Origin of the sequence: Methylobacterium sp. yr668 (assembly GCF_900116245.1) — a bacterium.
Lineage (GTDB): Bacteria > Pseudomonadota > Alphaproteobacteria > Rhizobiales > Beijerinckiaceae > Methylobacterium.
Map to the genome: position 1 here is coordinate 38203 of NZ_FOZY01000030.1, position 25490 is coordinate 63692.

The 25490-nt window shown below is 64.2% G+C and carries 33 protein-coding genes and 2 tRNA genes; 16 read left to right on the forward strand and 19 right to left on the reverse strand.

Annotated features, from left to right (window positions below; all coding sequences use genetic code 11):
- Positions 1–21: 21 nt before the first annotated feature.
- On the forward strand, positions 22–1197 hold the full coding sequence (locus BM419_RS25900) for an ATP-binding protein (RefSeq protein WP_244540864.1): 1176 nt from the start codon (positions 22–24) through the stop codon (positions 1195–1197).
- A gap of 124 nt (positions 1198–1321) precedes the next feature.
- Here the strand turns inward: BM419_RS25900 and BM419_RS25905 are convergent, their stop codons facing one another.
- The 3 genes from BM419_RS25905 to BM419_RS25915 all read right to left on the reverse strand — a co-directional run bounded on the left by BM419_RS25905 (position 1322) and on the right by BM419_RS25915 (position 2366).
- The gene (locus tag BM419_RS25905) at positions 1322–1567 is read right to left on the reverse strand and encodes a hypothetical protein (RefSeq protein WP_091928116.1); all 246 of its coding nucleotides are present in this window, start codon (positions 1565–1567) and stop codon (positions 1322–1324) included.
- Positions 1568–1645: 78 nt separating this feature from the next.
- Entirely contained in the window at positions 1646–1888 is a 243-nt protein-coding gene (locus BM419_RS25910; RefSeq protein ID WP_056533453.1) for a DUF6522 family protein, read from the reverse strand.
- Between the two features lie 109 nt (positions 1889–1997).
- Positions 1998–2366: a hypothetical protein gene (locus tag BM419_RS25915; protein ID WP_091928117.1), complete on the reverse strand. Its 369-nt coding sequence runs from the start codon at positions 2364–2366 to the stop codon at positions 1998–2000.
- A 33-nt stretch (positions 2367–2399) separates the two neighbouring features.
- Between BM419_RS25915 and BM419_RS32595 the strand changes: the two genes are divergently transcribed.
- The 7 genes from BM419_RS32595 (at position 2400) to BM419_RS25950 (ending at position 9347) form a co-directional block, all read left to right on the forward strand.
- Positions 2400–2789 (forward strand): hypothetical protein, encoded by a 390-nt coding sequence (locus tag BM419_RS32595; protein ID WP_175556374.1) that lies wholly within the window; start codon positions 2400–2402, stop codon positions 2787–2789.
- A gap of 645 nt (positions 2790–3434) precedes the next feature.
- A complete protein-coding gene (locus BM419_RS25925) occupies positions 3435–4238 on the forward strand; it encodes a flotillin family protein (protein WP_091928118.1) in 804 nt (267 codons plus the stop codon).
- 2 nt (positions 4239–4240) lie between these two features.
- Positions 4241–4513, forward strand: coding sequence for a hypothetical protein (locus BM419_RS25930; protein WP_091928119.1), 273 nt, complete (start codon positions 4241–4243; stop codon positions 4511–4513).
- Between the two features lie 231 nt (positions 4514–4744).
- Complete coding sequence (locus BM419_RS25935) at positions 4745–4987, forward strand: hypothetical protein (RefSeq protein WP_132369076.1); 243 nt, start codon at positions 4745–4747, stop codon at positions 4985–4987.
- Between the two features lie 159 nt (positions 4988–5146).
- Positions 5147–5704, forward strand: a complete 558-nt coding sequence (locus BM419_RS25940) for a terminase small subunit (RefSeq protein WP_091928121.1) — start codon at positions 5147–5149, stop codon at positions 5702–5704.
- A 1-nt stretch (position 5705) separates the two neighbouring features.
- Positions 5706–6818 (forward strand): phage baseplate assembly protein, encoded by a 1113-nt coding sequence (locus BM419_RS25945; protein WP_091928122.1) that lies wholly within the window; start codon positions 5706–5708, stop codon positions 6816–6818.
- 27 nt (positions 6819–6845) lie between these two features.
- On the forward strand, positions 6846–9347 hold the full coding sequence (locus tag BM419_RS25950; RefSeq protein ID WP_091928123.1) for a hypothetical protein: 2502 nt from the start codon (positions 6846–6848) through the stop codon (positions 9345–9347).
- Here BM419_RS25950 and BM419_RS25955 read toward each other — a convergent pair.
- A complete protein-coding gene (locus tag BM419_RS25955) occupies positions 9344–9946 on the reverse strand; it encodes a hypothetical protein (RefSeq protein ID WP_091928124.1) in 603 nt (200 codons plus the stop codon). The genes BM419_RS25950 and BM419_RS25955 overlap by 4 nt on opposite strands.
- Positions 9947–10519: 573 nt before the next feature.
- Here BM419_RS25955 and BM419_RS32060 point away from each other — a divergent pair.
- Entirely contained in the window at positions 10520–10924 is a 405-nt protein-coding gene (locus BM419_RS32060) for a helix-turn-helix domain-containing protein (protein ID WP_139257118.1), read from the forward strand.
- A gap of 49 nt (positions 10925–10973) precedes the next feature.
- The gene (locus BM419_RS32065; protein ID WP_139257119.1) at positions 10974–11318 is read left to right on the forward strand and encodes a hypothetical protein; all 345 of its coding nucleotides are present in this window, start codon (positions 10974–10976) and stop codon (positions 11316–11318) included.
- A gap of 53 nt (positions 11319–11371) precedes the next feature.
- On the opposite strand, the gene BM419_RS25960 is transcribed toward BM419_RS32065, so the two are convergent.
- The 5 genes from BM419_RS25960 to BM419_RS25975 all read right to left on the reverse strand — a co-directional run bounded on the left by BM419_RS25960 (position 11372) and on the right by BM419_RS25975 (position 12728).
- A complete protein-coding gene (locus tag BM419_RS25960) occupies positions 11372–11560 on the reverse strand; it encodes a hypothetical protein (protein ID WP_091928125.1) in 189 nt (62 codons plus the stop codon).
- A 149-nt stretch (positions 11561–11709) separates the two neighbouring features.
- Complete coding sequence (locus tag BM419_RS25965; protein WP_091928126.1) at positions 11710–11904, reverse strand: hypothetical protein; 195 nt, start codon at positions 11902–11904, stop codon at positions 11710–11712.
- A 58-nt stretch (positions 11905–11962) separates the two neighbouring features.
- Complete coding sequence (locus BM419_RS32070; RefSeq protein WP_139257120.1) at positions 11963–12145, reverse strand: hypothetical protein; 183 nt, start codon at positions 12143–12145, stop codon at positions 11963–11965.
- Between the two features lie 68 nt (positions 12146–12213).
- Positions 12214–12522, reverse strand: coding sequence for a hypothetical protein (locus tag BM419_RS32600; RefSeq protein WP_175556375.1), 309 nt, complete (start codon positions 12520–12522; stop codon positions 12214–12216).
- Between the two features lie 26 nt (positions 12523–12548).
- On the reverse strand, positions 12549–12728 hold the full coding sequence (locus BM419_RS25975) for a hypothetical protein (RefSeq protein ID WP_244540865.1): 180 nt from the start codon (positions 12726–12728) through the stop codon (positions 12549–12551).
- Positions 12729–12835: 107 nt separating this feature from the next.
- Between BM419_RS25975 and BM419_RS33005 the strand changes: the two genes are divergently transcribed.
- From BM419_RS33005 to BM419_RS25995, 4 genes are read left to right on the forward strand one after another with little or no spacing between them, the layout of a single operon-like run.
- Positions 12836–13192 (forward strand): hypothetical protein, encoded by a 357-nt coding sequence (locus BM419_RS33005; protein WP_244540866.1) that lies wholly within the window; start codon positions 12836–12838, stop codon positions 13190–13192.
- Positions 13189–13482, forward strand: a complete 294-nt coding sequence (locus BM419_RS25985; RefSeq protein ID WP_091928127.1) for a hypothetical protein — start codon at positions 13189–13191, stop codon at positions 13480–13482. The genes BM419_RS33005 and BM419_RS25985 overlap by 4 nt, the downstream gene beginning before the upstream one ends.
- Positions 13479–13841 carry a hypothetical protein gene (locus BM419_RS25990; protein ID WP_091928128.1) on the forward strand — a complete coding sequence of 121 codons (363 nt, stop codon included), beginning with the start codon at positions 13479–13481 and terminating at the stop codon, positions 13839–13841. The genes BM419_RS25985 and BM419_RS25990 overlap by 4 nt, the downstream gene beginning before the upstream one ends.
- Positions 13832–14014, forward strand: coding sequence for a hypothetical protein (locus tag BM419_RS25995; protein WP_091928129.1), 183 nt, complete (start codon positions 13832–13834; stop codon positions 14012–14014). The genes BM419_RS25990 and BM419_RS25995 overlap by 10 nt, the downstream gene beginning before the upstream one ends.
- A gap of 800 nt (positions 14015–14814) precedes the next feature.
- Here BM419_RS25995 and BM419_RS26000 read toward each other — a convergent pair.
- From BM419_RS26000 to BM419_RS26045, 10 genes are all read right to left on the reverse strand, one after another.
- Positions 14815–14889: transfer RNA gene (locus BM419_RS26000), tRNA-Thr, on the reverse strand.
- A 509-nt stretch (positions 14890–15398) separates the two neighbouring features.
- Positions 15399–16544, reverse strand: a complete 1146-nt coding sequence (locus tag BM419_RS26005; protein WP_175556376.1) for an acyltransferase family protein — start codon at positions 16542–16544, stop codon at positions 15399–15401.
- Between the two features lie 406 nt (positions 16545–16950).
- The gene (locus BM419_RS33010; protein ID WP_244540867.1) at positions 16951–17361 is read right to left on the reverse strand and encodes a DinB/UmuC family translesion DNA polymerase; all 411 of its coding nucleotides are present in this window, start codon (positions 17359–17361) and stop codon (positions 16951–16953) included.
- Between the two features lie 658 nt (positions 17362–18019).
- A complete protein-coding gene (locus BM419_RS26015) occupies positions 18020–18574 on the reverse strand; it encodes a class I SAM-dependent methyltransferase (protein ID WP_091928130.1) in 555 nt (184 codons plus the stop codon).
- 350 nt (positions 18575–18924) lie between these two features.
- Positions 18925–19302, reverse strand: a complete 378-nt coding sequence (locus BM419_RS26020) for a hypothetical protein (protein WP_020094390.1) — start codon at positions 19300–19302, stop codon at positions 18925–18927.
- A 64-nt stretch (positions 19303–19366) separates the two neighbouring features.
- Positions 19367–19696 carry a hypothetical protein gene (locus BM419_RS26025; RefSeq protein WP_091928131.1) on the reverse strand — a complete coding sequence of 110 codons (330 nt, stop codon included), beginning with the start codon at positions 19694–19696 and terminating at the stop codon, positions 19367–19369.
- 104 nt (positions 19697–19800) lie between these two features.
- Positions 19801–20166, reverse strand: coding sequence for a response regulator (locus tag BM419_RS26030; RefSeq protein ID WP_007567202.1), 366 nt, complete (start codon positions 20164–20166; stop codon positions 19801–19803).
- Between the two features lie 163 nt (positions 20167–20329).
- A complete protein-coding gene (hpt, locus tag BM419_RS26035) occupies positions 20330–20896 on the reverse strand; it encodes a hypoxanthine phosphoribosyltransferase (protein WP_020094392.1) in 567 nt (188 codons plus the stop codon).
- A 124-nt stretch (positions 20897–21020) separates the two neighbouring features.
- Positions 21021–21389, reverse strand: coding sequence for a hypothetical protein (locus tag BM419_RS26040; RefSeq protein WP_020094393.1), 369 nt, complete (start codon positions 21387–21389; stop codon positions 21021–21023).
- A 257-nt stretch (positions 21390–21646) separates the two neighbouring features.
- Positions 21647–21723, reverse strand: a tRNA-His gene (locus BM419_RS26045).
- A gap of 221 nt (positions 21724–21944) precedes the next feature.
- Between BM419_RS26045 and BM419_RS26050 the strand changes: the two genes are divergently transcribed.
- Positions 21945–23876: a chloride channel protein gene (locus tag BM419_RS26050; protein ID WP_244540868.1), complete on the forward strand. Its 1932-nt coding sequence runs from the start codon at positions 21945–21947 to the stop codon at positions 23874–23876.
- Positions 23877–23979: 103 nt separating this feature from the next.
- On the forward strand, positions 23980–25071 hold the full coding sequence (locus BM419_RS26055) for a tartrate dehydrogenase (protein ID WP_091928132.1): 1092 nt from the start codon (positions 23980–23982) through the stop codon (positions 25069–25071).
- The last annotated feature ends 419 nt before the right edge of the window (positions 25072–25490 follow it).

Consider the following 25490-nt stretch of genomic DNA (forward strand, 5'->3'; position numbering starts at 1 on the left):
CGGCTCAGCGAGCCTGCCCCCGTGCCCTTCAAGCGCGATCCGCCTCACGTGGTCAGTTCATCCCCCATCACGCTTCGATGGCACGGCGAAGCGGACCCCGACGCCGATCGTGCTTGGCTGGTCCAGGATCTGATCAGCGAGACCGGTAAGGGTCTGATGCCCGGTCAGTGGGGGTGCGGGAAGACCTTCACGGCCATCGACTTGTCAGCGTCCGTGATGACCGGCCAGCCGTTCGCCAGGCGGCGCGTTGTCCGGCAGGGCGGCGTCCTGTTCGTTGCCTCCGAAGGAGCCTTCGAGATCCCGATCCGGCTTCGCGGCCTCGTGCAGGGTAAGCTTGGCTCTGACCCCGCCGAGCACCTGCCTTTCGCTTGGATCGATGATTGCCCCCGCCTCCTCAGCACTGAGGCGGTCACTCAGCTGGTCGCGGTAGCCAAGGCAGCGGCCGAGCATCTGCGCCAGGTGTTCGACCTGCCACTTGCGCTGATCATCGTTGATACCGTCGCGGCTGCAGCCGGCTTCGGAGATGAGAACTCGGCCGCCGAGGCGCAGCGGGTGATGAACGCCATGGAGGCGCTGAGCCGTCAGACCGGCGCGTTTGTCCTCGGCGTGGATCACTTCGGCAAAACCACCGAGACTGGCACTCGAGGATCCTCGGCGAAGGAAGCGGCTGCGGACGCGGTTCTCGCCGTGCTCGCCAATCGTGATGAGGGCGGCGCCATCAGCAACACGCGCATGGCGATCCGGAAGGTGCGTGGCGCTCGCTGCGGGTATGAGATCCCGTTCGATCTGGAGGTGGTCACAGTCGGCGAGAACTACGACCGCGAGCCGATCACTACCTGTGTCGTGAACTGGCAGACGGACCGCACGTCTGCGGCAGCCGTCGCGGCCGGCAAGGAGCGTTGGCCGACATCGTCGAAGGTATTCCGGCAAGCGCTCCTGACGAGCCTCGCCGACCACGGCATCCGCGCGTGGCCGTTCGGCAATGAGGGCTCCGAGGTTCGTGCCGTCCCGCTGCAGGCCGTCAGGACGGCGTTCTTCGCCATCTACCCGGCGGATGGCGACGACGAGGCCAAGCGGACAGAAGCCAAGCGCAAGGCTTTTAAGCGAGCCGTCGAAGCATGCCTCGGCCGCAGCCTGATCGGCTCGGTGGCTCTCAACGGCGTCGACCACCTCTGGCTGATTGAGGTGTCAGAGTGACCCGCCGACCGGACGGACAGGACAAAACCCTAGGGATCTGTCCTGTCCGTCCGGTGCCGGACGCCGGACAAACGGGACATCTGTCCGGAATGTCCGGTTTGTCCGCATCTTCCGGCCGCGAGGCTTAGGCGGCTTTGTCGTCGACCACCGGCACGGCGAAGAACTTGAACGGGTCCTCGACGACCCCGCCCTGCGCATCCATCGCGTCGGCACAGTGCTGGCTCTCGATTGTCGTCGAAGGTCGAGACGTGAAGGTGGCGGTAGGCGCCTCTAGGCTCGCGGCTCTGATTTGCTTTTCCACTTCGCCCTCATGGGTCGAATGGCAGAACATCCAAGGCTCGCCATCCTTCTCGATCGTCACGTAGGCCATGTCGCTCCTCCTGCGGTTCGGCAGGGACAACGCAGCAGGATGCGATTGGGAAGCGGGGGGGGAGGCGTCGCGGTGACGTCACCAAAAATCTTCGCCGATCAGCGCGCCGCTCTGGTCGAAGGTGCCGCGCCAGCCTCTATCGGTCAGGCGGACCGTCACTAGCGTCTGACCGGCATCCTTGCCGCTGCCGGCTTTGATCCGAGCTTCGACCTGGCCTTGACGTTCCATGCGCTTCAGGTCTGTCGCGCTCACACCGAGACACAACGCCAGTTCGCGCGGGTCGACGATCCAATCGCCCTGATGTCCGAAGGTGAGCCTCATGGAGCCGCCCTCCATCAGCTCGGCAGCAGATGCGGGGCTGAAATCGAAGATAACACTTCATACAGTCTTCGGCACGGTCCTCGGGTGAGGTCGTGCGCCAATCCGTGCTTCAGATGCCAGCGCTCGCGGCGCCCGCTTCCGCTGCCTGCCTGACGGTGGCCCCGTTTCGAAGCGCCGTAGCTATCTCGGACGACATGGTATCGACGGCGGCAGCACGATCCTGGCCATGGTCGTAGGTGCCGCTCCCGTCCGTTCCCAGTCTCGCGCGGAAGTTGTCCGGAAACCGTCTATCCATACGTGTCTTCAGTAACTCCGTGGCTTCCCTGTAATCATCATCGAAGTTCCTGGCTCTGATGAACCTGCTCCCTCCAAGCGAGCTATTTTCCTGCTCAACATTTTCCGATGTGCTTCTTCGCTTATCGCCACCGTCAGCGAAGAACTGGATGAACCTGCTGATCAGCAAAATGAGAGCGTTCATCTCGGTTCCCCAATCGGACGAGGCTTAATCTATTTGGGCCGGCACGTAGGCGGCGGGCGCAATGACAATTTTCACAGCGATGACAGCTGTGCCGTTGTTCCTGAGTTTGCCAAGTACAGCATCCATACGATCATGAAGATTATGAAGGCGGACACCGTCGTGATGATCAGCGTTTTCCAGGTAGCTGGAGCGTGGTCGACATGGTCGGTGGGCATCTGCAATTCCTCGCTCTCGTCAAGTGAAAGCGATGGCAGGTGCGAAAGGTCCAGTTTCAGTGCGCGCGTGTCGAATGGCCACGGAGAACGCGGGCGCGGATCTGAAGCCTTGCACAGGTGGCCGATGTTCAGCGACGCGGTGATGGGCTACGCCGCGCCGCAACGCTCACCCAATTACCAATCGGATTATCAAAGCAGCTACCGCTGAGCCCGCTAGAGCGATGCCAAGCAGGTACGGGCTGGGAAGCTGGTCCGTTGTGTCGACGTCCTCACCCTGACGGTGAACAGTCCTATTTGCGGCTCGGTTGCTCGCCGAACTCGTGTTCACGTCGGGATAGATACGCGCTTTCATGGCGAACTCCTTTCAGCAAATTGGCTGATGCGGAACTCTCTGAACGTTCACGGCGCAGCTCGGCTGTTAGACCCCTAAATGAACGTTGCCTTTCAGGGTGCGGCATATTGGCATAAATATGCCGGGCTGAATATCACAAAACATAACATCGCATAACTATGGACGAACAGGCAGTGGCGAGCGAGATTTAATTAGTATCGGCAACTGCTTGCCGCATCGCAGTATAAGATCCATCGTTCTAGCTACGCAGTGATTGAGGCGTAGCCACATCATGACCAATCCTCTCCGACGAGACGCCCTGCTCCGGCTGAAGGTCGAGACAGACCTCGCCCGAGCGGTGGAGATCACAGCCCGCCAGCGCGGCCAGACCATGAGTGAGTTCACGCGCCAGAGCCTGCGCGCGCATCTCGCCCGTCACGGTGTTCGGCTCGGTCCCGACGACGGCCCCCGCACCCCGCCGGCCGCTCCCGCTCTCGCTCGTGCAGCTTGAGGGAGACCGGCATGCAGTACGTCAACATCCGCCACAACCGTCACGACGGTAACGTCGCGCCGCACGTCAGCCTAGGTCGCAGCTACCTTGACCGTCTGCCGGTGACGGTGCCGGTCGAGCCTCGGACCGCCGCGCAGATCCTGGTGGAGCGTGACGCCGCCCAGGCCGAGCGCGAGTCCTTGGAGGCTTCTCGCTTCGACCTGCTGGTGAACGGCTCGGTCGAGGATCTGCTCGCACTCGACACCCGCATCGCGTTGGCGAAGGCCAAGCAGGATCAGGCCGAGGCACAGCACGCCGCTGCCGTGATCGCAGAGTCCGAAGCCAAGGCCGAGAACGAGGCCGAGCAGACCCGCCGCAAAGCCCTTCGCAAGGTCGGCATGAAGGCCAGCGCCGAGGCCGGCAAGTTGGCCGAGCGGTACGTCACGATGGCCCAGGAGATGGCCGGGCTGCTCGGCCAGTTGCGCGAGCACGAGCGGGCAATCGCTGAGGCCAATCGGAACCTGCCTGAAGGCGCCGAGCCCGTGCCGCCCGGCGAGCCGTTCAATGGCACCGAAGGCACGCCCACCCGCTACGAGACGACCCACAACCTCGTCTGGGTCGACAGCCGCGACGGCTCCCGTGCGAGCGCAATGGCTGGCGACGATCTCCGGCACCGCGTCGCAAAGCGGGTTGAGCAGGAGGTCTACGTGCCCGGCACACCCGGAGAGCCGCACATCCCGCTCTCTCATCGCGTCACGCTGCCCGGCCTTGGCCGCGACGCTCCCCGGATCTGGGGCGGCATTCCCTCTCTCATCAACTCCAGCGCGGGACGTTGAGCATGACCATCGATCGACAGAACCCCGGCGAGCACGCTGCCTTTTGGCGCCGCGTCCTCAATAAGCCCGAGCCGGTGACCGCCGAGCGCAAGCCGACCCAGGCCGAGCGCATCGCGGCATGGTCGGCACAGAACCGCCAGAACGAAGCTAAGGCTACCCAGACCCGGGCGGCTGTCGAACTGACCCGGCGCGATCTCCACACTCCAGGTGCCGCCTACAAGGTCGGCGCCGAGCGCTTCGCAATGGATGGCACCCGCTGGAAGCGCGTCGCCTGATCCAGAATTGCGTGGGCCAGACCCGCAAGGGCCTCCTTCACCCGCGCCATTGAGGGCGACGCAGTCAGCCCAACACCGGAAAGCCAGCCTGTCCTCCACGCCATGGGAGAGGATCCAAAGGCCGGCGCGACTGCACTCCCGTCGACCAAGCGGCGGACCATCGGAGATCGCGGCGGTGTAGTGGCCTGCTGCGGTCTCCTTCCCGCACACCACAGGGAGATGGACAGCGTCATGTCGAAGGACACCCGCAAGCAGGTCGAGGCGGCCATCATCGCCGTCATGGCTCAGGCCGAGGTGGACAGCCGATGCCCGCTCGCCGCTGCCGAGGCTGCCTTCCCCGGCACGCCGGCCATGGTTCTCGGTGGCTGCTACGCCGAGCTTCAGATGGCCCAGGAGGACGCGTGGTGGGAGGCGGTTGAGCGCACCATCGACAGCACGGTGATCCGCGATGCCGTCGCCGCTGCCGCCCAGTGAGGTGGGACCCAACGGGGATCTCCGCACGGAGGGTGCCCTGATGCGAGTTCCTAGGTTCTTCCGGACCACCCCCCAAGCCGAGGGTCCGCCCGAGCGCAGGTTCTCTCTAGGTGCAGAATTTCAAAACCGCTTTATGTTATTTATTCCGAGGCTTGACGCATGACCGAAGTCGTCTCGCGCAATGATCTAGCCAATCAGCTTGGTGTCAGCTTGCCGACGGTCGACTCTTGGGTTCGACGGGGCTGTCCGATCTTGAAACCTGGTCGCCGTGGCGTCGCTGCGCAGTTCGATCTGCGCGCCGTCCGTGGCTGGGTCGAGCGGTACATCTCGACGGGGCGGGTTATCCGGCACGAAGGGCAGACTTTCCAGCTGCCGTCGAACGAGCAAGCGCTACTCGTCAAAGCGTTCGGCCACCTAATCACGGAACATTACAGCCGCATAGCAGAGGCCGCCTTCGCGATGGGCCTGACCTCGAAGCAGATCTTCGCACTAGAGTATGTGTCCGCCACTCACATCGGTGGATGCATGGCCGACTATCTCGCCGAAAATGGCATCAGCGATTTTGTGATGGACCGGTACAACAAGCCGAACACAGAGCCTGATTGGGACCGAGTCGCCGCTATGCGCGGCGAAGCCTACGATCACGACGATTTCGAGCGCTATTTCAACGAAGTCCAAGAGCGCATCGTTCGTCTGCCTCGAACCGGAGAGGCCTGACATGCCCAAGCCGCAGGAAGTCGCCTCCATCAAGGTGAAGGGCAAGAACTACCTGAACTGGCAGACCGTCAGCGTGACGCGGAGCGGCGTCGAGCTGTTCCCGAAGTTCGCCTTCACCGCGGCGGCGCCGGCCGAGAGTGCCCCGGACTTCGCTTCCATGAAGCTCGGGATCGGCGATCCTTGCGAGGTGATCCTCGGTGGTCGGCAGGCCGTCTCCGAGGGCCGTATCACCGGCCGGCAGCCGGCCTACGATGCTCGCGAACATGGCCTGCAGATTACGGGCACGACCCGCTCGCAGGTGATCGCGAGATCGGCGGTCAACCACGAACAAGGTGAGTTCAAAGGCTACAGCCTCAGCCAGATCGCGAACTCGGTGCTGAAACCCTACGGCGTCAAATTCAGTCTGAAGGGCGACACGTCCGACGCAGACAAGGTGTTTCCGAAGGTCAACGTGCTAGTTGGCGAGAGCGTGTTCGACTTCATCGAGCGTCTGTGCCGGTTCCGGAACATCTACCTGCTGCCCGGCCAGGGCGCCGACATCGTCGGCTACCGGCTGAAGCCCCAGGCCGGCGCCATCGCCGAGTTGCAGGAAGGCAGGAACATCCTCGCGGCCAACGCGGTGTTCGACTACGCCGACGCCTTCTCTGAGATCCAGTCTATCGGTCAGCAGCCTGGCAACGATCAGACGTTCGGCGACGCCTCCCGGGACGTGACCGCCACGGTGAAGAACTCGGCCGTCACTGAGCATGCGCCGTATCGCTTCCTCGCTGAGCAGCCGGGCGACCAGGCCGACATGAGGATGAGGGCGGCGCACGAGAACGGGTTCAACCTCGCCAACCAGATCAGCGTGAACATCAAGGTGCAGGGCTGGTTCAAGGACCAGAACAGCCTCTGGCTGGAGCACATCGGCGATGTCGTATCGGTCTACTCGCCGATGCTCTTCACCAAGGACCACATGCTGCTAGCCATCCAAGCTGTGACCTCTTCGCAGGGGCCGCAGGGCACCACCACCGACATCAACCTCGTCTTGCCGGAAGCCTACAACGGCGGCGGCCAGACCCAGTCCGGCGGCGCTCAAGGCTCCGGCGGCACCCCTGCGGGGCTCTACACCTGAGCGCCCTCAAAGACATAGGAGGCCGGCATGGCCGATGAGACCCTGCGGATGCAGGCCGAGGTGGTCGACCGGTTCAGCGGCCCATTGAAGAGCCTGCGGGCGCAGCTGCTCGACACCAGCCGGCAGGGTGCCTCGCACGGCGAGACCTTGGCAAAGGGCATGGGCAAGGCCGAGGCCGCGATCCAGTCCACCGCGCGCTCGGCGACGACGATCCTGAACCCGGCGCTGGCGACGGTCGGTGTCACCGGCCTGACGGCGGGCGCGGCGGTGGCCGGCGTGGCGATGTCGCTGAGCAAGCTCTCCAGCAACCTGTCGAGCCTCGGCGCACTGTCGCGCGAAACCGGCGTGGCTGCCGGCACGCTGCAGACCTTCGGCGCCGTCGCCCGCAAGTTTGGCCTTGAGCAGGACGCGGTTGCCGCCGGTACTAAGACCTTTGCCGGGAACATGCGCGAGTTCTCCCGCGGCATCGGCGACACCTACCAGTGGATCAACCGGCAGGGCACGGACGCGGCCGGGCGGAAAGCCTTTCAGGACTTCGCCAAGGACATCCGTGGCACCTCGGACGAGGGCGAGAAGCTCCGCAAGAGCCTCACCTTCATGGAGACCATCAAGAACCCGGTTGAGCGGGGCATCTTCGCCCAGCACGTGTTCGGCAACGCGGATTTCGGTCGGCTCGGCGACGAGCACCTCGGCAAGCTGGCTGATGTCTGGAACAAGCAGAAGGAACGGCTGGGCCCGCTCGACCCGAAGGCGATCCTCCAGGCCGAGAAGTTCGAGCAGGCGATCGCCGACCTGCGCACCTCGATGCAGACGATCGGCATGACCATCGCCCGGCAGGTACTCCCGTTTGCGTCGGAGCTTACCCAGTGGATCGATAACATCGCGAAGGACCAGCGCGGCGACTTCGTGAAGGGCCTGCGCACTGGCTTGGAGGATGTCAGCCGCGAACTCAGGGCTATCGATTGGAAGGGGGCCGGCGACTCCGCGAAGGAGATGCTGTTGGCGACCACGGCGCTGGTGAAGCCGCTGGCCGACGACATCAAGGAGATCGCGGCGGCGATCCGCTCGTTCGGCGAAGGCAAGTACGTCGAGTCGTTCCGGCACCTGGACGGTGGCAGTGGCCCCCTCGCGCGCCGGCTCGCGCCCATGAAGGGTGACGACGAGATCGCGGCGCAGGAGGATGTGGATCGCCTTCGTAAGCTGCGGGACGTGGCAAAGGATGCCTCGGACCACCTCATCGGTCGCACGCAGCAGCGCATGGGCCTGATCGATAGCCCGGAGGCGGCGCAGCAGAAGCTCACGGCCGCGGAAGCCGAGTTGGCCCGCCTGAAGGCCCGCACGCCGGAGGAGCGCGACCGCGATTATAGGGAGTCGACGGAGAAGCTGCGCCGATCGATCGAAGGCCTGACCGACGAGATGAAGGCGCGGCGGGATGGCGCGACCGCGCAGAAGTCGTCTGCCGATGGCGATGGGCTCTTCGGTGGAGCGCGCGTTCAGTCCGCGGCCTACCTGGGCGGTGGAGGCTTCCGCAGGCCTCCCGGCCTCGGTGGCGGCGCGAACCTGCCGGGGGGTGGCTCTGGGCCGGGCTACAGCGGTGAGCAGGGCGAGCGCGATGCGATGCGCGAGCGCTTCCGTGAGCACCTGAAGCGGACCGTGCCGGGATATAACGGTGGCGATACCGTGCCACTCGCCCCGGGCAGCAAAGTGCCGGAGATGGAGGGCGGTAACGGGCGCCTGTCGGGAATAGGCCGGGGGGGCGGCTCAATCCCGGGGGTTCCTGACAACGTGCCGATGACGGCCGACGAGCGCAACACGCTCGGGCTCATCATGAAGTACGAGGGCGGCGGCAAGAACCAGATGAACTACATGGGCAAGCGACTCGGCGTCGACCCCATGCAGGCCAAGGGCTACACCGCTCAGGGCTACTACCAGATGCTGAACTCGAACTGGCGCCGAATTGCGCCGGGTCTCGGGATCACGGCGCCCAACGCGATGTCAGGCAGCCTGGAGGAGCAGACTCGCGTGGCGCTCCACCTCTTGCGGAACGGCGGGATCCGCAACTGGTCGAACTACAATCCGGCGCTTCGAGGCGCGCTCGCCCGCGGTGAGCGAGCGCCGGTTGCGAGCATCCCGCCAATCGGCGAGCGCCCGCGCATCTCATCGAACGACCCTGATTTCCTGCCGAATGGCACACCCCGCGTCCTCAAGCCCAACAGCATGAAGGATGCGCCTGGGATCACGATGGAGGAGGCTAACCGCCTCCGCGGCGGCCAAGCCGACGGCGAGGGCTGGGCGGCCCGGGAGAAGGCCAGGAAGGCATTCGAGGCGATGCAGCAGGGCGAGGGACGCCTCGATGCCTCGGCTGGCAGGGCCGGCATCGTGGCTGGGCCCAAGGTCGAGAACAACGGCTCTGTGGTGGTCAACGTGCAGAAGGCCGGGCCGGACGCGCGGGTCACAACCTCAGCCACCGGCAACCTCTTCCGCGACATCGTGCAGAACCATGGGCGGCAGATGGCGAAGGCGGATTAGTTTTCCGCCCAGCACGCCTCACGATCACCAAGATCCCTGACGGCGCCTCTTTGGAACGCATTCCCCGTCCAGACGATCTCCTCGAACTTGCACCGCTCGTTCGATATGTAGCGAGCGGCGATCAGTCGGCTGTCGATTTGGTATTTCATGTCGAGCGACAGCATATCCTCGCCTCCCAGAGGGGAGTCGAGCACGCGTCCTGTCTGCACGTCGACCACCGGCACGAAGACGCAGCTTGAGCCACAGCCGATCGGCACGAGAGCGAGGTGGCCCGCGAAGTTCGGACCGGCCTTGGCACCAGCTAGGATGCGGGTTCTGTACGAGGCATGCTGGCGATCACGGCCCCGAAAATCCGGAAGGCCTATGGGTCCGCGGTATGGAGCGACGGCGTAGGCCGCAAAGTCGGGCACCTTCGCTTTAGTCGTGTTGGCACCCGCAGAGGGCGCCGCCTGGGCGGCCGGCTTTGAGACATCATCGAAGCACCGCAGGCGTAGCAGCGAGTCCTTCACGTCCCGGCAGGCCGCGATGTCCGCTGTGCTCTGAGCCTGCGCCCCACCGGCAGTGACGACGAACGCGATGGCGGCGAGAGCGTAGCGCATCCCGCCAAGATAGCCACCGAGATGGCGGTGTCGAGCAATATGGCTCGTTGCGAGCCTGTCAGTTAGCCGCCATTGTGACGGGCGAGCCACTGGTCATGCAGGCCGTGTTGACTTATATGGCAACAATTGCGAGCGCGGTTGCAGATGGCGTCTTGGTGCCATTCACGTTGCCCAGATGGGAGCTGCGACAGGCGATCCGGCCGATCTATGTTGCCCCGGCCCTTCGGGAGTGGATCCTAGAAACTGATGAGCTCTGGGATGAAAAACTTGGTAGCGGGCGAAGAGTGCGAGCGGACCATCTTGAGCAAATGTTCTGCGACTTCTGTTGCGCCGAACATCCGGGAGCCGGGGAGATCAGGCGCGTAGTACCGACAAAAGACGGTATTCTAAAATTTCAACCATTCGGATCGCGTGTCTTAGGATGGTGTCCGGCACCACATCAGTTCGTCGCCGTTGCAGGATGCCTAAAGCTTAAGGAAGGAAACGCTCAGCTCGTAAACGATGCAATGCGAAGGGTGAAAGATTTTATTAGAGAGCATAGGCTAACAGGCACCGTTTTGAGAGGAGAACTAAATGAGCTTTTTCCGAGATAGAAACGATCGACGCAAAGAAATCTTTCTATCGTTGGTGGGCTCCATTGAGACACAGCTCCGCGACGCGTTTGCGAAGAAAAACGCCGACGGGCTCATCAACCAGTCTCAGCTGGCTGACAAACTCGGTGTTGATCGTTCGGCTGTGAACAGGCGTCTTACTGGTCAGACGAATATGCGCATTAGCACCCTGGCGGATATGATCTGGGCGCTTGATCAATGTATTGATGTCAAGATATATGACCCGGCCGAAAATAGACTTATTAACCATCCGTTGGGCCCAGAAACGATCCCTGAAAATAATGTCGTTGAACTAGATAGGCACAGAACTCCGACCGCCTCGACCTCATCGGCGGTGCGCGTCTCTAAAATAGAAGCAATGCTCTGAAATGGCCAAGAGGCTTAAATTCGGAAATGTGGTTCTCTGCGAGCACGTCGTGCCCTCTGAGAACCGCAAATATTCGCTAATTAACGTTTACTCTGGAGACATAATCGTCGCAGAGATGCCGTCGACTTTAGCTCTCGGCTTGTTCATCGAGCTAATCCCTCAAGACCTCGATCCGCTTGATGCTACAATTAATATATTCTACGGCAAGAAGCATGTCGGGAAAATAAAGGCGGACGTTCGGCCAACTACAAAAGGAGAAGTTGGGGCCATACCGATACCTTTGTTTATGCTGCCGGTGGATGTGGACGCCAATATCAAAGTCGTCGCATCAGCAGAAGGCTATCAAGATCAGACGATTTTGGATAAGAAGATCTACCTGCAACAAGCAATTTGAAGCTGGCGCAAAATATAGTGGCCTTAAGTGCCTTCCGCCTAGCGACTGCATCGTCAGGACCCTTCCGGCTCACCGTTCTCCTGCGCCAGCCGCATCGCCCGCAGCTTCGCTGTCCGCTCATCGACGGCTCGACGCTCCGCTTCAACCTCCGCCCAGACTGCGTTGGCTTGATCGTACCTCTCGGCAGCCTTCGCCGCCTTGGTCTCACGGTAGCCTTGAACGTGGCTGGGGTTCTCGGACATCGGCGCTCCTCTCAACCTATGGGCGAAAAACCTAGGGCGCGTTTCGCCTACGTCAGTAGCCGAAAGGCTCTAGGTTGCGGTGGGTGTCGCCTTCCGGAGCCGCAATCCGGGCCCCTCGCTGTTCTCGTCGATGAAGATGACGCCGGCGGCTACCACAGGCGCAGCAGGAAACCACCGGCCAGCACGACGACGATAAGGGTCACGACGGAGACAGCGATCTTCTGCGCCGATCCGGACATCCGGTAGGGACTGCGTTGCTTGGCTCTAGGCCTGAAGGCGACGATCTTCGGATCGGAAAGGGGCTGGGTCAGGCTGTCGGGCAGCTTGGGCTTCGTGCGCCTCATTGCAGATAGCCCTTCGCCTTCAGGTGCTCGGTGAGGGCTTCGCCTATGGCGTCGTCCATCATGGCTTTTTGGACCCAGCCTTGGCGGCATCCCGTTCGAGGCGCGCAGCCTTCAGGCGAGCGGTATTCTGATCCGTAGCACTAACCGGCGGCTGATCAGACACCTGACCGCCGGAACGGTCCTGCGTCTTTGCAAATGCGGCCTCAGCCTGCATTCGCTCTTTGCTGTGGTTGTCAGCCATACAAGGCTCCTCAATTCGCGCCTTCCGCATCCTCGCGGTGCCGCACATAGCCCTGACCAGTGTGGCAATCAGGACTCCTCGCTGTAACCCTTCTCACGGCGAAAGGCGGCCATGAAGCGCGTCAGGCCGGTCACAGGACCATTGTCATCCGCCACCGCCTTCGCGGCTTCGATATCCGCTCTGCGGCCGGCCATGTCGTCAGCTAACTCGTGAAGCACCTGCTCCAGCAGCGGCGGCCATGGCACGTTGTGATCCTTCAAGAACCCTGCCGTGCGCATGAGTGCGGTGACTTGGCTTGTGGCAATTTGGTGCTGCATGATCTGCGCCTCTAGCACGCGAGCGGCCACCGCCGTTGCCAAGCGCAGAACCTCAGACATCTTTGTAGGCTCTGCGCTTGAGTCAGTCATCTCAAGTAGCCCTTCGCCTTCAGGTACTCGGTGAGGAGCTTCTCCATGAAGCTGGACACAGACCGAGTATCGTCCTTCGCGGCCTTCTCAGCCGCCGCCTTCACTTCTGGCGGCAGCCGGAACGACACCGGCAGGGTTTTCGGGGTGTCGACAGGCGGGCGGCCCATGGCGTCCATTAAATGTAGTTGACAGCGGATCTAACTACATTTAATCACAAAGGCAGGCCGAGCGGAAGCGGTAACTTCCTCTCGGCCCTGACCATCAACGTCTGGGATCTCCGTCAATGGCTATCCACCACCCTACACCGCCCCTCGGCGGCGGTGAACGCCCGCGCTTGCCTTCAGCACAGGTAGGACCGGTCACACAGGCCATCCGCGCGATGCGGGCGGTCGATGCAAGCGCCAACTTGTCGTTTGCATGCGCCAGGCCGGTCCGCGCTCTGTCCCGCACTGAGGTCGAGGATCTGATCGGCGGCCTGATCGACCTCCTCGACGCCATGGACGGCGACGCAGATGCAGAGGACGTCGACGCGGACCTGGAAGACGGCCACGACGCCGAGGGCAACACCGACGACAACGGCATCGCCGACTACGACGCGATCGGCGAGCAGGGCTTCCTGGGCTACGGGAGGTGCGCATGACCGCCGCCCGAACCCCGACCGAGCTTGCGACTTGGAACGAGGAATTAGGCAGGCGCTATCGCGAATGCGAAAGCGATATCTGCGACCTACGGCTGCGCGGCATCGTCCTCGAAGCGTTCTTCTCTGAGACCATCAGGGAGACGGAGGGGGCACCGAAGTTCGGCAAGAACGTCACGATCGTCCTAACCCGGGAGCAGATCGAGGCTTTGGACTTCCTGATCAGCCAGCAGCAGACGCAGGTCCTGAGCCTCCACCGCCGTTTCTATGCCGATGTGGAGGGCGGGCAATGACCGCCTCCACCCGCCGCGCCGCTCTCGGCGCCATCCTCGCGGTCCCGCTGGCCTCCGTGCCGGCTATCGCTGCCCTGACCTCAGACCTGGCTGCGGCCTGCAACGCTGCGGCTGAGCGTTGGAACTGGGTGAAGGATCCATCTCATCCGGACTGCGTCTGGCCGGATGAGCGCATGAACGCCGAGCTCGACCGCTTCATGGCGGTGATCGAGCGATCCATTCAGGAGCCCAGCACCTCACTGGGCGACCTCGCCGCCAAGGCGCGCCTGATGATCGCGGAGCACGACGACGGCGACAGGTATCAGGGGCACCGGGCCCTCATCGCACTCTTGAATGAGGTGGTGGCACTATGCGGCTGATCTACGCCTTCCTCGCGATCCGGATGCTCCGGCTCGCCCGCTTCGACCTGTTCCGGCACGAGCTGCTGATGGCCGACGCAGACGCGGCCCTCGCTCGTTCACGGGATCGAGTGCGGATCGCCGAAGCCCTGGCCGCCCGGGCGGACCTGCCGTCGCTGGCAGCCGGGCGGTGAGTCCAAGTCGCCAACTTGGCGACTCGGTCAGTCTAGGGTTCGCCAAGTTGGCGACGGCTAAGGGGGTAGCGTTTCGCGATCCCCTTGGCATCCACGCCCGCCCGGGAAAGCTCTGGCGGGCTCATCAGGCGGGCGCGGAGGTCGGCGACCCATCCCGAGCGCCAACACCGGTAGCCTTACGCGCGGACGGGCAAATGCGAAACGATTTCGCTTCTGGAAAACGGAAACGGTTTCCGTTTTGCCGAGCATCCACGCCCTCTCGTCAGCTCTGAGGGGTGATGAGCTTTCGAGGGGGCGTGGATCGTCAGCAAGAAAGCCAACGAACGAAAAATAACTCAGGTTAGGCGCTCTGCCATTCACAAATTCGACAGCATCCACGTCCGCGCTGGCAGCTTGAGGGGCACACCAAGCGGCGGACGTGGAGATCAACCGAAGTCGACGGGCCCGCAATGTTCTGTTCAGCCAAAGCGTTCGATCACATTCCCGTGTTCCGCACGAACGCCGATCGCGCAGCCGGTGCGATTGGTGAGAACCCAAGCATCCACGCCCGCCCACGACGATCGGGGGTTGAGAAGGGCGGGCGGGCGGGGAGGTCGATCCAGGGTCGACCAGTAGACGATACCGCGGTCGGACCCGGCTGTCCTCCACCCGAGCGACAGATCCCCACGAACGTCGCTCGCGCATCCGGTGCGACCGGCAACGGGCCAGCGAACTACCTCCACCGTTACCCCAGTTGTTACCCCGACTGGAGATTAGGGGATGCGGCAGAGGTAAAAGTCGGCCTAAGTTGTTGAAGTATATGGTGCCGGCGGAGGGGATCGAACCCCCGACCTTCGGTTTACAAAACCGCTGCACTACCGCTGTGCTACACCGGCAGGCGCTCTGAAACCATTGAGAAAATTGGCGGTTTCGGTGCGTCAGAGGCGCTTTTGACTACGTTTGGGGGCGCTTCGTCAAGGCACACATCTCGGCACGTTCCGTTCATCGTGCATGCGCGCGCCCCTTTGGAGTGGGCCGAAGAAGGCCGGCGCCCGAGCGATGCGGGAGGCGGCACAGTTCACGGCTTGAGAGTGGATGGCCGCGGAACCCACGACTCGCCGAACTGCGCGAGACCACCGAGGTTACCGACTGGGCGATCCGCGCCGTGGTCGTCGCAGTGCTGGCCGATCGCGCCAGCGACACCCACCCGCGTCCGAAGGGTTGGCGCCACGACGTCGCCGAGACGCTCCGCACCAACGCTCGCGCGGCCTAGGCGCTCATCACCGACAATGGTTGATTACAAGTCGGTTTTCTACGCCGTGATCTGAGTCAGCTGGGTGCTGAGTTCTGCTGCTGGTTAGGATGGAACAAGTCCTAATGTTTGACTACGTTCAGCGTGAGGGTGTCACTTATGTCCTCGGATCCGACCACGAAGGCGGGAACTCAAGTCGTTAAGAAAGTAACGTAGTTTTCCTAATTGCTTCAGGAACGGCCTCTCGACGAAAACCTCTGCCATGTAAGCAAGAGAAATTATTGCCGCAAAAGCAAATATGAAAACAAGTACTTGATAAATAATATTGTCCGGTCTGATCAAAAAAATAAACGAAAACACCGTATAAATTACAGGAACGTGGACTAAATATAGTGGGAATGATATAGATCCAAGGAACAATCCTATTTTTCCAGAAAGAGCGCGATGTGCAGTAGGAGAGTTGATGCATCCGTATACAATCAAACCCGCGGCCATCGGGTAGAGGATGCTGTCCTTTGTGCCCATTGCAAGAAATGAAGGGAGCCAGTCAAGTCCCAATATATTAGCTGCGTCACCACTCTGGGATCCAATGGTCAGGCCAAGAATCACCGCAATCATTGGAAATCTAAAATTCAATTTCCCAGCTGCCCACGCTTCTCGCAGATATATACCCACAATAAAGCTTCCATAATCATATTTATTTAGTGTATATATTAATAACAAAAAAATGGATGTTATAATGATCCTGTTTCTTACGAGCTTAAAAAGGCAAACTATGAAGCATAAAATTGATCCAAATAGCTCAGGACGCATAGTCCAAAGAACGTTATTGAAATACGAACCGCCTTTTGCAAATATATCAAAAACTCCGCTTCGAATGGCGGCACTAAAACTTGGAATATCTCCCTGATAGGTCCACAGAAGCCAGCGGCTATGCGTAACTTCATGGAGCGCGCTTGCTTCTGTAGGAAAGATTTTCAACAATAGCCAACCGAAGCAAGTGCTTAACAGTGCCGGGCATGCCAAGCGTAGATATCTAATGATCACGTTGACCCATATGGGATCTGGTCTGCGTATAGTGGCATTTGTCAAAACAAATCCACTAAGAACAAAGAATACAGATACAGCAAATGTTCCGTTCCATAAAACGGCCGCCGGACTGTAAGATATCCATGGCGCATTTGATTGCTGTTCTGGAACTAAAAATGGGACCAAGGCCGACATAAAGTGAAATAGGACGACGATTAGCGCGGCAAACCCCCGAAGTCCGTCAAGTTGGTTTAAGCGAGCGGTCTGCAATGGCTCATGTCCCGCAAAACGTGCTGGTAGGGGTCGGCGCGACATTTGCGAACAACGGCGGGGCCGACAACCCCTTCCCATTAATGGACGGTCCTCTGCATAGCACTTGAGGGTTTCGAAATCGCTGAAAGAACTGACCAGTCAAGCCCTAGCGCACTTATATTTCTCGACTAGATTTTGCCACCAAAGGGCTGCTTCCGTATCAACTCCGGGCATCGCGAAATGCGGGCTTGAACCTTCCAAAGGGGGCTTGGGCGGGCACGGGGTACATCCGCTTATGTGCATCGCCGCGCGCCAGCGGATCTGCGAAAATCCACCTACAGCGGTCACCCAACCATCCTGTTAAGGTTCAGGCGTAGGTGATTGGCAGTTCGCTCACCAGCGTCTTGTAGCGCGGCGTGCGCTTCTACACCTTGGTGTTCCAGTCGCACCGGATCACCCGCGCGGGCACCGCGGTGCTTCGGCTCCAGCGCGCGTTGCACGCGTCCAGCGCCACCATCAGCGGGCTCGCCCCGCCCGGTCCGGCGCGCCGATCAGCGCCCGTGGGTCTTGTGGCAGTGGCACGAGGTCGGTCGTGACGATCTCCGCCTTGCTGTAGCGTCACGGCCGCGCGCCAAGGCAGTGCCACCCTGTGCCGCACCACCCTGATCGGCGCCAGCGTGTCCGAACTGTGCTCCGGCAGCTGCACCCGCGTCGACACCGAGCGCATCCGCTCGTCCCGGTCGTGCTCGCTCGTGTGGTAGAAGACCGTGACGTGATCGGTTTCCAGTCCTTGGCGCCGCAGCTTCTCCCCGAACTGTTCAGCGTGCGCCGCCACCGCTTCCTCAAGCAGGGTTTGGTCGGGCCGAGGCCGATGAAGGTCGGGACCCCGGTCCAGGCCCGCACCGTGGCGCGCAGGTCCCGCGCGAGTTCGACCCTTGAGCCCGGTGCCGCGTCCGACAGGTCGGGAAGCTCTCGTCGACCGGGTCGATCCCCATCTGCGCGGGCAGGGTTGGTCCGACCCAACGTATCCCTGTCGAGGGTGAAGTTCGTCGAGGGCGCCGCTCGAGCGAGCAGCAGGGGCTGTTGCCGTGGATCAGCGCCACGGCGCGGCCGCCGCCGATCCGGTCGGGGTGGCCTGGCCTCCGAGGGAGGGCTCGCCCGGACCGGCGGGCCGCCAGGTCAGCCCAGGCATCGTCCGGTACTCCGCGCGTTCGTATAGAAGCGTAGAAGGCCTCCGATGATCGCATCAACGCGAAGCCCGTTCGCCGTTGGATGCGCGCGAAATGCCGTATCGCTCACATATTCCCTGCCCGTCATTCCGTTCACCGCCATGCGTATGCCGAGCGGTTGCCAATGTGTCAGAAGCGATGGCGATTTCCGGTGCGGATCCCGCTAGACCTCGAACCAGAAGCCGGCACCCTCGTCGCACATGCCCTCACGATGCCTGTACATGATCGGAGCGATAATGTCGGACGCAGGCTTATAGTAAAACATCATGGCGAGAATGTATTGCTCGTTCCAAAAAAGCCTGTCGCAATCTCAGGATACTCATATGGCAGATGGATGTCGTGCACATGCACGATCACGCCCGGCCGGAGAAGCGGGTAGATTGGCAGGAAGAAATGCGTCGTGTCGCTGCCATGGAACAGGAGATGGCTGCCATCCAGCATCAGCACATCGCCACCCTTCAGCGATTGAAAGTAGGACGGGTCAACATCGAGGAGGCCGTTAGAAATCCACTTATCCGCAATGTCGCGGACGCTTGAGCGCGGATTGGGGTCGATGCACTCGATCTTGGTGTCGAGCTTGTACTTGCCGATTGCGCGGCGAGCGAATTTCGTACTGTTGCCGCCTCCGACCTCGACATACCGGGCCGGCGTGCGTGTGGCGAGGACAGTCGTCAGGGCCAATGCGTCGCCGTAGCTGAAGTAGCCGTTCGGCAGGAACGGTGTCCGGCCGTCGAGGTCGCGGTCAGCGACGTCCGAGAAATCGGCGAATTGCTTCATGTCTTCGGCGAACGTTCTGAAGTGCCGGCTCTTGCGCTCCATGCGTTCGCGCAGCCAGGAATATAGCGTTCGATTCAACTCAGTTTTGACAACGTAGTCGCCGTCGAGAGGGCAGCTAGGCCCGGATTTCGATATCCGGGCATGAGCACTCGTCCATTGGTGTAATGCGGCACCAACGTGTGGGCGCCCTGGAACATTTCGAGCGTTGGCTGTGAAATCTTATCAATAGTTTCGTTAGTCGGCACAGGCGTACCGGTTCAGACCCGCCGCCACCGCGTGGGGGGCGTTGAGAACGGAAGGTGGCGGGGCGCGCGAGACAGATACTCGGTTCGCAGAAACGGCGTACAAGCGCCGCTCAATCCGAGCCGCGCCAGGATCTGCGCGGCCGGCCCTCAATGGCCCGAGCGGCGGATCAGGCTCTTGAGGCGCTGGTCGGCGGTGTCGAGGCGGTCGGCGATGCCGCGCCGGATGCATTTGCCGACGGAATCGCCGGCGTAGAACCCGACCGTCTGGTCCTGGTTGCGGCAGGACTGGACCGGCGGCCACGCCACCACGCCCGCCACGACCAGCAGCACGACCAGGCAGTCGACGACGAGCCAGCCCTTCCAGCCGAGCCGGAAGCCGCGACGCCGCTCGGGCGCCCGGTTCCGGCGCGGGGTGCGGTGCGCGCCGTCCGGGCCGACCCGCGCCATGCGAGCGCGGAACTGGGCCTCCTCGAGGGCGTCGGAGGCGCGGCCGGACGAGGCCGGGAGGAGCGGGCGGGTGGACATGGCGGCCTCGCGGAGGTCGGTTCGGAGCGGATCGGCGGAGCGCGGAAGGGCCTTGAGCGGGCGCTCAGTCGATGAGCCGCTTCAGGAGCGCGAGGTTGTCCTGGATCGACAGGACGTTGCCGAGCATCTCGGTACGGGCGCAGGCCCCGGCCCCGACAAGACCGAGCCAGCCCGCCGCCGGGCGGGCGCTGCAATCCGCGAAGCTGCCGTACAGGAACAGCCCGGCCGGCACCGCGAGGAGGGCGAGCTTCGTCGGCGAGAAGAACCGCCCGAAGACGCCTCTGCGCGGGCGCCGCGCGTCGCGGTCGTCGTCCCAGTCCCGGTCGTCCGGCTCCCAGCCGTAGCGGTCCGCCTGATACGCCGCCGCGTCGATGTCCCGGTCCCGGCGATACATGGCGTTCCGTGCTCGGTCTGATCAGTCGGACCGAAGGTGCCACGCTTTCGTGAAGCTCAACCTAAGAGCAATGTTTAAGTTCTTCTGAACCGGTCCCGCCCGGCTCAGGCGGCGAGCGCCCGCCTCACCGTGGCGCGCAGATCCGCCAGGGAGAAGGGCTTGGTCAGCACGTCGGTGACGATGGCGTCGAGCCCGCGCGCGCGCTCGCGCTGATCGGCGAAGCCGGTCATCAGCAGGATGGTCAGGTCGGGGAAGTCGCGCTTGGCGGCGAGGGCCAGCGCGATGCCGTCCATGAGCGGCATGCGGATGTCGGTGAGCATCAGGTCGAAGCCGCCGTCGGCCTCGTTGAGGCGGTCGAGCCCGTCGCTGCCGTCGTTGGCCGTGACGACCGCGTGCCCGTCGATCTCGAGCCCCCGCTTCAGGAAGCCCCGGACGGTCTCTTCGTCATCCACCAGGAGGATGCGCGCCATGTGGTCCCGTAACCGTCCCCGAAATCCGCGCGCGCCGCGTCGCGACGCCGCGCGCGCCCAAATACCGACAGACGCAGACGAATTCTCCGTCTGTCAAGTCGTCGCAGGCTGAATTGTCCCGCGGGTCGCGGCCCGCGGCGAAAATGCCGCGCCGCGGGCATGGTCAGGCGTCGAACAGGTCCGGGGCGCCGTCCCCGTAATCGACCACGCCCACGAAGGGCAGCTGGCGGAAGGCGTGGGCGGCATCCATCCCGTAGCCGACGACGAACACGTCGGGGCAGGTGAAGCCGACGAAATCCGCGTCGATCGTCACGGCGCGCTTGCCGGGCTTCTCCAGCAGCACCGCGGTGAGGACGCGCCGGGCGCCGCGGGCCATCAGCAGGTCCTTGGCGAAGACGACGGTCCGGCCCGATTCCAGGATGTCGTCCACGAGCAGCACGTCCCGCCCGCGCACCTCGCTCTGTACGTCGCGCAGGATCTCGACCTGCCCGCTGGAGACCGTCCCGGTGCGGTAGCTCGACAGGTGCACGAACTCGACCTGCGGGGCGAGACCCACCCGGTGCAGCGACCGGAGCAGGTCGGCCGCGAACATGAAGCTGCCCTTGAGCACCGCCACGACGAGGAGGTTCTCGGGCCGCGCGGCGAGGATCTCGCGGGCGAGCTCGTCGTTGCGCTTGGCGATGGCCGCCTCGTCGAACAGGGTGCGGACGCGCCGTTCAGGGATGCTCATCTCTCGTGTCCCGAAGCCCGTTGGCGCGGCGGCGCCCGCCGCCACGCTCGGGAACGGTCTTAGCGTCCCGGGCGCGCGCGGGGAACTCCGGATCCGCCAGATGGTCCGGCGCCGTCGACGCGGGTCAGCCTTCGGCCGCCTGCCGGAACGGTCGGAGCAAGCGGGTGAGCCCGCGCCGGCGCGCCGGCCGGGCCGCACGCCGCGCCGCGGCCAAGTCCGGTTCCGGCCCCGCACCGATCCCGTCGGCGTCGTCCCCGTCGACCGCATCCTCGTCGTCCGGCTCCACGTGCCGGACCTGCTCGAGGACGTCCGTCACGATGCGCGGGATGGGCCGCGCGTGCTCTTCCAGGAGCAGCGAGGCTGTCCAGAGGCGACTCGCGTTCGCGAGGGGCAGCTTCCCCTGTGTCAGGCGCTCCATCAGCATCCGGTCGGCGAGCGAGGCCGCGAGGTCGCTCACGATCTCGAGCTGATCCTGCTGTGTCGTGCTCTTCATGGCAGTCTTCACGCTAACGAAAATAGTCTTCTCCCAAACGGGACGGTGTGCGAGCAAATTTGGCGATTCTATAACGTGCGTGAGCATTGGAGCGGCCGCCTGTGTACAGGCCGGCTCCGGCGCGAGGATCGGTCCCGTCAATTCTGATCGGGGCGGAGTGAGGGTTCGGGCTGGCCCTGATACGGCGCGGTGCCATCCGCGCACAAGCAAAAGGGGCTGGCGATCCGCCAACCCCTCGCGCTGTCGAGCTGAATGGATGGTACCACCGCCCCGGCTCGAACGGGGGACCCCCAGATCCACAATCTGGTGCTCTAACCAACTGAGCTACGGCGGCACTGGCGCGGGGTGTATCGTGGGCCGCGGCAGTTTTCAAGGCGATGCGTGCACGGGATTTGGACTTCGTGGACAGCGCCGTCCGAGCCCCCCGCGCCGGGGCCGGCCGCGCTCCCGCAGCGCCGCCCGTTTGCAACGGGCTCGGCCCCGGCTGTAACTGCGGCGGCGGGGCCGACGCGTCGGCCCCGCCGATCGGGCGGACCGGAGGCGAGGGGGCGGACCGTGAGCGCGCGACAGCCATCGGGCGCCGCCGGCGGGGGCAGGGCGCCCGGCGACGGATCGGCCGACGTCCCGGCCCGGCGGCCCGTCAGGCCGGCGCGGAGGCCCCGTCGGCCCTGGACCGGGATCGGGCTCGTCCAGGCCCCCGGGCGGCTCCGCAGCCTCGTCCGACGGAGCGAGGGCGGCCTCGTCGCGCTCGCGACCCTGGTGGGCTGCGTCGCCGGCGTGGCGGTGTCCGCCATGACCTGGATCACCCAGACCCTGCGCGAGCATCTCTACCAGCTGCCCGCGGGCGCGCGCCTCAGCGCCGTCGACGCCGTGCCGCCGGCGCTCCTGCTCGTGGGCCCGTGCCTCGGCGGCGCCGTCCTCGGCCTGCTGATCGTCGCCGCCAACTACGTCCGCGGCCCGCGCAAGCGCCCGGCCATCGACCCGATCGAGGCCAACGCCCTGCACGGCGGCCGCATGTCCCTGCGCGACAGCCTCTACCTCGCGCTCCAGAACGTCATCTCGAACGGGTCCGGCGCCTCGGTGGGTCTGGAAGCCGGCTACACACAGATCGCCTCAGGCCTCGCCTCGCGCCTGGGCATCGCCTTCGAAGTGCGGCGCAGCGACCTGCGCACCCTGGTCGGCTGCGGCGCGGCCGGGGCGATCGCGGCCGGCTTCGGGGCGCCGCTCGCCGGCGCGTTCTACGCCTTCGAGTTGATCATCGGCACCTACTCGATCGCCACGCTGACGCCCGTGGTCGTCGCGGCGCTGTGCGGCAATTTGATCTCGCGCGCCCTGATCGAGGCGCAGCCGCTCGTCGATCTCGGCGACATGCAGGCGGTCACGACCTCGCACGTCACCAGCCTCGAGATCCTGCCGAGCCTCGCCCTCGGGCTGTTCTGCGCGGGCCTCGGGATCCTGATCATGCGCGGGGTCACGCTGGTCGAGCGCCTCGTCCAGGCCTCCGGCGTGCCGCGGGTGGCGGCGCCCGCCTTCGGGGGGCTGTGCGTCGGCGCGCTGGCGCTGCTCGCGACGCCGCAGGTGCTCTCGGGCGGCCACGGCGCCCTGCACATGCACTTCGCCGCCGAGGGGCAGGGGCACGGCATCGCGGTCCTGGCCGGGCTGTTCGCCGCCAAGGCCACGGCCTCGGCGATCTCGATCGGCTCGGGCTTCCGCGGCGGCCTGTTCTTCGCGTCGCTGTTCCTCGGGGCCATCGCCGGCAAGCTGTTCGCCGCCCTCGCCCCCGTGCTGGTGCCGCCGCTGGCGGATTTCGGCCTGACGCCGCTCGCCTACGCGGTGATCGGCATGAGCGCCCTGGCGGTGGCGGTCATCGGCGGCCCGCTCACCATGACGTTCCTGGCCCTGGAGGTCACCGGCAGCCTGCCGATCACCGGCGTCGTGCTGGCGGCGGTGATCGCGTCTTCCCTCACCGTGCGCAAGACCTTCGGCTACTCCTTCGCCACGTGGCGCTTCCACCTGCGCGGCGAGAGCATCCGCAGCCCCCACGACGTCGGCTGGATCCGCTCGCTCACCGTCGGCCGGCTGATGCGCCGCAATCCCGGCACCGTGGCCCTGGACACGCCGCTGCCCACCTTCCTGCGCGCCCATCCCCTCGGCTCGCCCTCCCGGGTGATCGCCGTGGACGGGGCTGGGCGCTACGCCGGCATCCTGAACGTGCCCGAGACGCACGCGGCCGCCCGGGATTCCGGCGCCGACGCGCAGCCGGTCCTCGCCGACCTGCTCCTGCACGCGGACGATTTCCTGACGCCAGGCATGAACGCCAAGGACGCCGCGGCCGCCTTCGACCGGACCGAGAGCGAGGCGCTCGCGGTCGTCGAGAGCGCCGAGAGCCGGAAGGTGCTGGGCCTGCTCACCGAGAGCCACACGCTCAAGCGCTACAGCGAGGAGCTCGACCGCCAGCGCCGGGCGATGGCGGGCGAAACCGACTGATTGTCAGGTCGGGGTGTTGACCCGATCCCGGCGCGGACCAATCACCTGACGCCGACGACCCGGGCCCCGCAGAGGCCCGCCCCTCGAAACGCTTGGAGGATTCATGGCCGCCCCAGAGAACAGCCAGCAGCGTCGCTACCGCATCGCGGTGATCCCCGGCGACGGCATCGGCAAGGAGGTGGTGCCGGAGGGCGTGCGCGTGCTGGAGCAGGCGGCCAAGCGGCATGGCTTCGGCCTCCAGCTCGACTGGTTCGATTTCGCCAGCTGCGACTATTACGAGCAGCACGGCCGGATGATGCCGGAGGACTGGAAGGCGCGGATCGAGACCCACGACGCGATCTATTTCGGTGCCGTCGGCATGCCCGAGCGCGTGCCCGACCACATCTCGCTCTGGGGCTCGCTGATCCTGTTCCGGCGGGAATTCGACCAGTACGCGAACCTGCGCCCGGTGCGGCTGATGCCGGGGGTGAAGTGCCCGCTCGCCGACCGCAAGCCCGGCGACATCGACTTCTGGGTGGTCCGGGAGAACACCGAGGGCGAGTACTCGAACGCGGGCGGCCGGATGTTCGCCGGCACCGACCGGGAGTTCGCCCTGCAGGAGACGATCATGACCCGGCACGGGACGGACCGGATCCTCAGGTTCGCGTTCGAACTGGCTCAGAAGCGCCCGAAGAAGCACCTGACCTCGGCCACGAAGTCGAACGGCATCTCGATCACCATGCCGTACTGGGACGAGCGGGTGAAGGCAGTGGCCGAGGCCTACCCGGACGTCCGGTGGGACCAGTACCACATCGACATCCTGACCGCGCATTTCGTCCTGAACCCGGACCGGTTCGACGTGGTGGTGGCCTCCAACCTGTTCGGCGACATTCTGTCGGATCTCGGGCCCGCCTGCACGGGCACGATCGGCATCGCGCCGTCCGGCAACATCAACCCGGAACGGGTGCACCCGTCGGTGTTCGAGCCGGTCCACGGCTCGGCGCCGGACATCGCCGGCCAGGGGATCGCCAACCCGATCGGCCAGATCTGGTCGGGGGCGATGATGCTGGAGCATCTCGGCGAGCACGCGGCGGCGGCCGAGATCGTCGGCGGGATCGAGCGGGTGCTGTCCGAGCGGACGCTGCGCACCCGCGACCTCGGCGGCAACGCCGACACGCAGGCCTGCGGCAAGGCGGTGGAGCAGGCGCTGGGGTAGGGCAATCACCCCGAGCCTCCCTTCCACGCCCTCATCCTGAGGTGCCCGCGTCACCGGGCCTCGAAGGAGCCCTCCAGGGATCGGGAGACCGCTGGAGGGCTCCTTCGAGGGCTACGCTGCGCTCCGCCCATCAGGATGAGGTGGGATTCCGTTTCCGTCTCAAGGCTGTGGTTGAGATGCCCTCTCCGTCATCACGGGCGGAGGTCCGAACACATCGACAGCGAACGGAATGAGCGCGGGAGACCGCGCTCTCCGCGGCGTCAGCGCGGGCGGCGGCGCACGCTCACCACGTTGCTTGCCGGCTCGGCCTTGCCGGTCTCCGCCGGCAGGGTGTCGAGGGCGGTCTTGACGATGGTCGTGGCGTCGAGGCCCGCCTCGGCGTACATCTTCTCCGGGCTGTCGTGGTCCTGGTAGGCGTC

Excerpts from the sequence above, each read along its gene's own strand:
- BM419_RS26040 (WP_020094393.1), bottom strand. The coding sequence starts at position 21,389 with ATGAAGAGCACGACACAGCAGGATCAGCTCGAGATCGTGAGCGACCTC.
- BM419_RS26015 (WP_091928130.1), bottom strand. The coding sequence starts at position 18,574 with ATGGAGCGCAAGAGCCGGCACTTCAGAACGTTCGCCGAAGACATGAAG.
- BM419_RS25940 (WP_091928121.1), top strand. The coding sequence starts at position 5,147 with ATGACCGAAGTCGTCTCGCGCAATGATCTAGCCAATCAGCTTGGTGTC.
- BM419_RS26030 (WP_007567202.1), bottom strand. The coding sequence starts at position 20,166 with ATGGCGCGCATCCTCCTGGTGGATGACGAAGAGACCGTCCGGGGCTTC.
- BM419_RS25975 (WP_244540865.1), bottom strand. The coding sequence starts at position 12,728 with ATGGACGCCATGGGCCGCCCGCCTGTCGACACCCCGAAAACCCTGCCG.
- BM419_RS25925 (WP_091928118.1), top strand. The coding sequence starts at position 3,435 with ATGCAGTACGTCAACATCCGCCACAACCGTCACGACGGTAACGTCGCG.
- BM419_RS32060 (WP_139257118.1), top strand. The coding sequence starts at position 10,520 with ATGAGCTTTTTCCGAGATAGAAACGATCGACGCAAAGAAATCTTTCTA.
- BM419_RS25930 (WP_091928119.1), top strand. The coding sequence starts at position 4,241 with ATGACCATCGATCGACAGAACCCCGGCGAGCACGCTGCCTTTTGGCGC.
- BM419_RS25910 (WP_056533453.1), bottom strand. The coding sequence starts at position 1,888 with ATGAGGCTCACCTTCGGACATCAGGGCGATTGGATCGTCGACCCGCGC.
- BM419_RS25995 (WP_091928129.1), top strand. The coding sequence starts at position 13,832 with ATGCGGCTGATCTACGCCTTCCTCGCGATCCGGATGCTCCGGCTCGCC.
- BM419_RS25985 (WP_091928127.1), top strand. The coding sequence starts at position 13,189 with ATGACCGCCGCCCGAACCCCGACCGAGCTTGCGACTTGGAACGAGGAA.
- BM419_RS33005 (WP_244540866.1), top strand. The coding sequence starts at position 12,836 with ATGGCTATCCACCACCCTACACCGCCCCTCGGCGGCGGTGAACGCCCG.
- BM419_RS25915 (WP_091928117.1), bottom strand. The coding sequence starts at position 2,366 with ATGAACGCTCTCATTTTGCTGATCAGCAGGTTCATCCAGTTCTTCGCT.
- BM419_RS32070 (WP_139257120.1), bottom strand. The coding sequence starts at position 12,145 with ATGGCTGACAACCACAGCAAAGAGCGAATGCAGGCTGAGGCCGCATTT.
- BM419_RS25945 (WP_091928122.1), top strand. The coding sequence starts at position 5,706 with ATGCCCAAGCCGCAGGAAGTCGCCTCCATCAAGGTGAAGGGCAAGAAC.
- BM419_RS25950 (WP_091928123.1), top strand. The coding sequence starts at position 6,846 with ATGGCCGATGAGACCCTGCGGATGCAGGCCGAGGTGGTCGACCGGTTC.
- hpt (WP_020094392.1), bottom strand. The coding sequence starts at position 20,896 with ATGAGCATCCCTGAACGGCGCGTCCGCACCCTGTTCGACGAGGCGGCC.
- BM419_RS32600 (WP_175556375.1), bottom strand. The coding sequence starts at position 12,522 with ATGTCTGAGGTTCTGCGCTTGGCAACGGCGGTGGCCGCTCGCGTGCTA.
- BM419_RS26025 (WP_091928131.1), bottom strand. The coding sequence starts at position 19,696 with ATGTATCGCCGGGACCGGGACATCGACGCGGCGGCGTATCAGGCGGAC.
- BM419_RS26020 (WP_020094390.1), bottom strand. The coding sequence starts at position 19,302 with ATGTCCACCCGCCCGCTCCTCCCGGCCTCGTCCGGCCGCGCCTCCGAC.
- BM419_RS25935 (WP_132369076.1), top strand. The coding sequence starts at position 4,745 with ATGTCGAAGGACACCCGCAAGCAGGTCGAGGCGGCCATCATCGCCGTC.
- BM419_RS25960 (WP_091928125.1), bottom strand. The coding sequence starts at position 11,560 with ATGTCCGAGAACCCCAGCCACGTTCAAGGCTACCGTGAGACCAAGGCG.
- BM419_RS25955 (WP_091928124.1), bottom strand. The coding sequence starts at position 9,946 with ATGCGCTACGCTCTCGCCGCCATCGCGTTCGTCGTCACTGCCGGTGGG.
- BM419_RS26055 (WP_091928132.1), top strand. The coding sequence starts at position 23,980 with ATGGCCGCCCCAGAGAACAGCCAGCAGCGTCGCTACCGCATCGCGGTG.
- BM419_RS25965 (WP_091928126.1), bottom strand. The coding sequence starts at position 11,904 with ATGAGGCGCACGAAGCCCAAGCTGCCCGACAGCCTGACCCAGCCCCTT.
- BM419_RS25990 (WP_091928128.1), top strand. The coding sequence starts at position 13,479 with ATGACCGCCTCCACCCGCCGCGCCGCTCTCGGCGCCATCCTCGCGGTC.
- BM419_RS25905 (WP_091928116.1), bottom strand. The coding sequence starts at position 1,567 with ATGGCCTACGTGACGATCGAGAAGGATGGCGAGCCTTGGATGTTCTGC.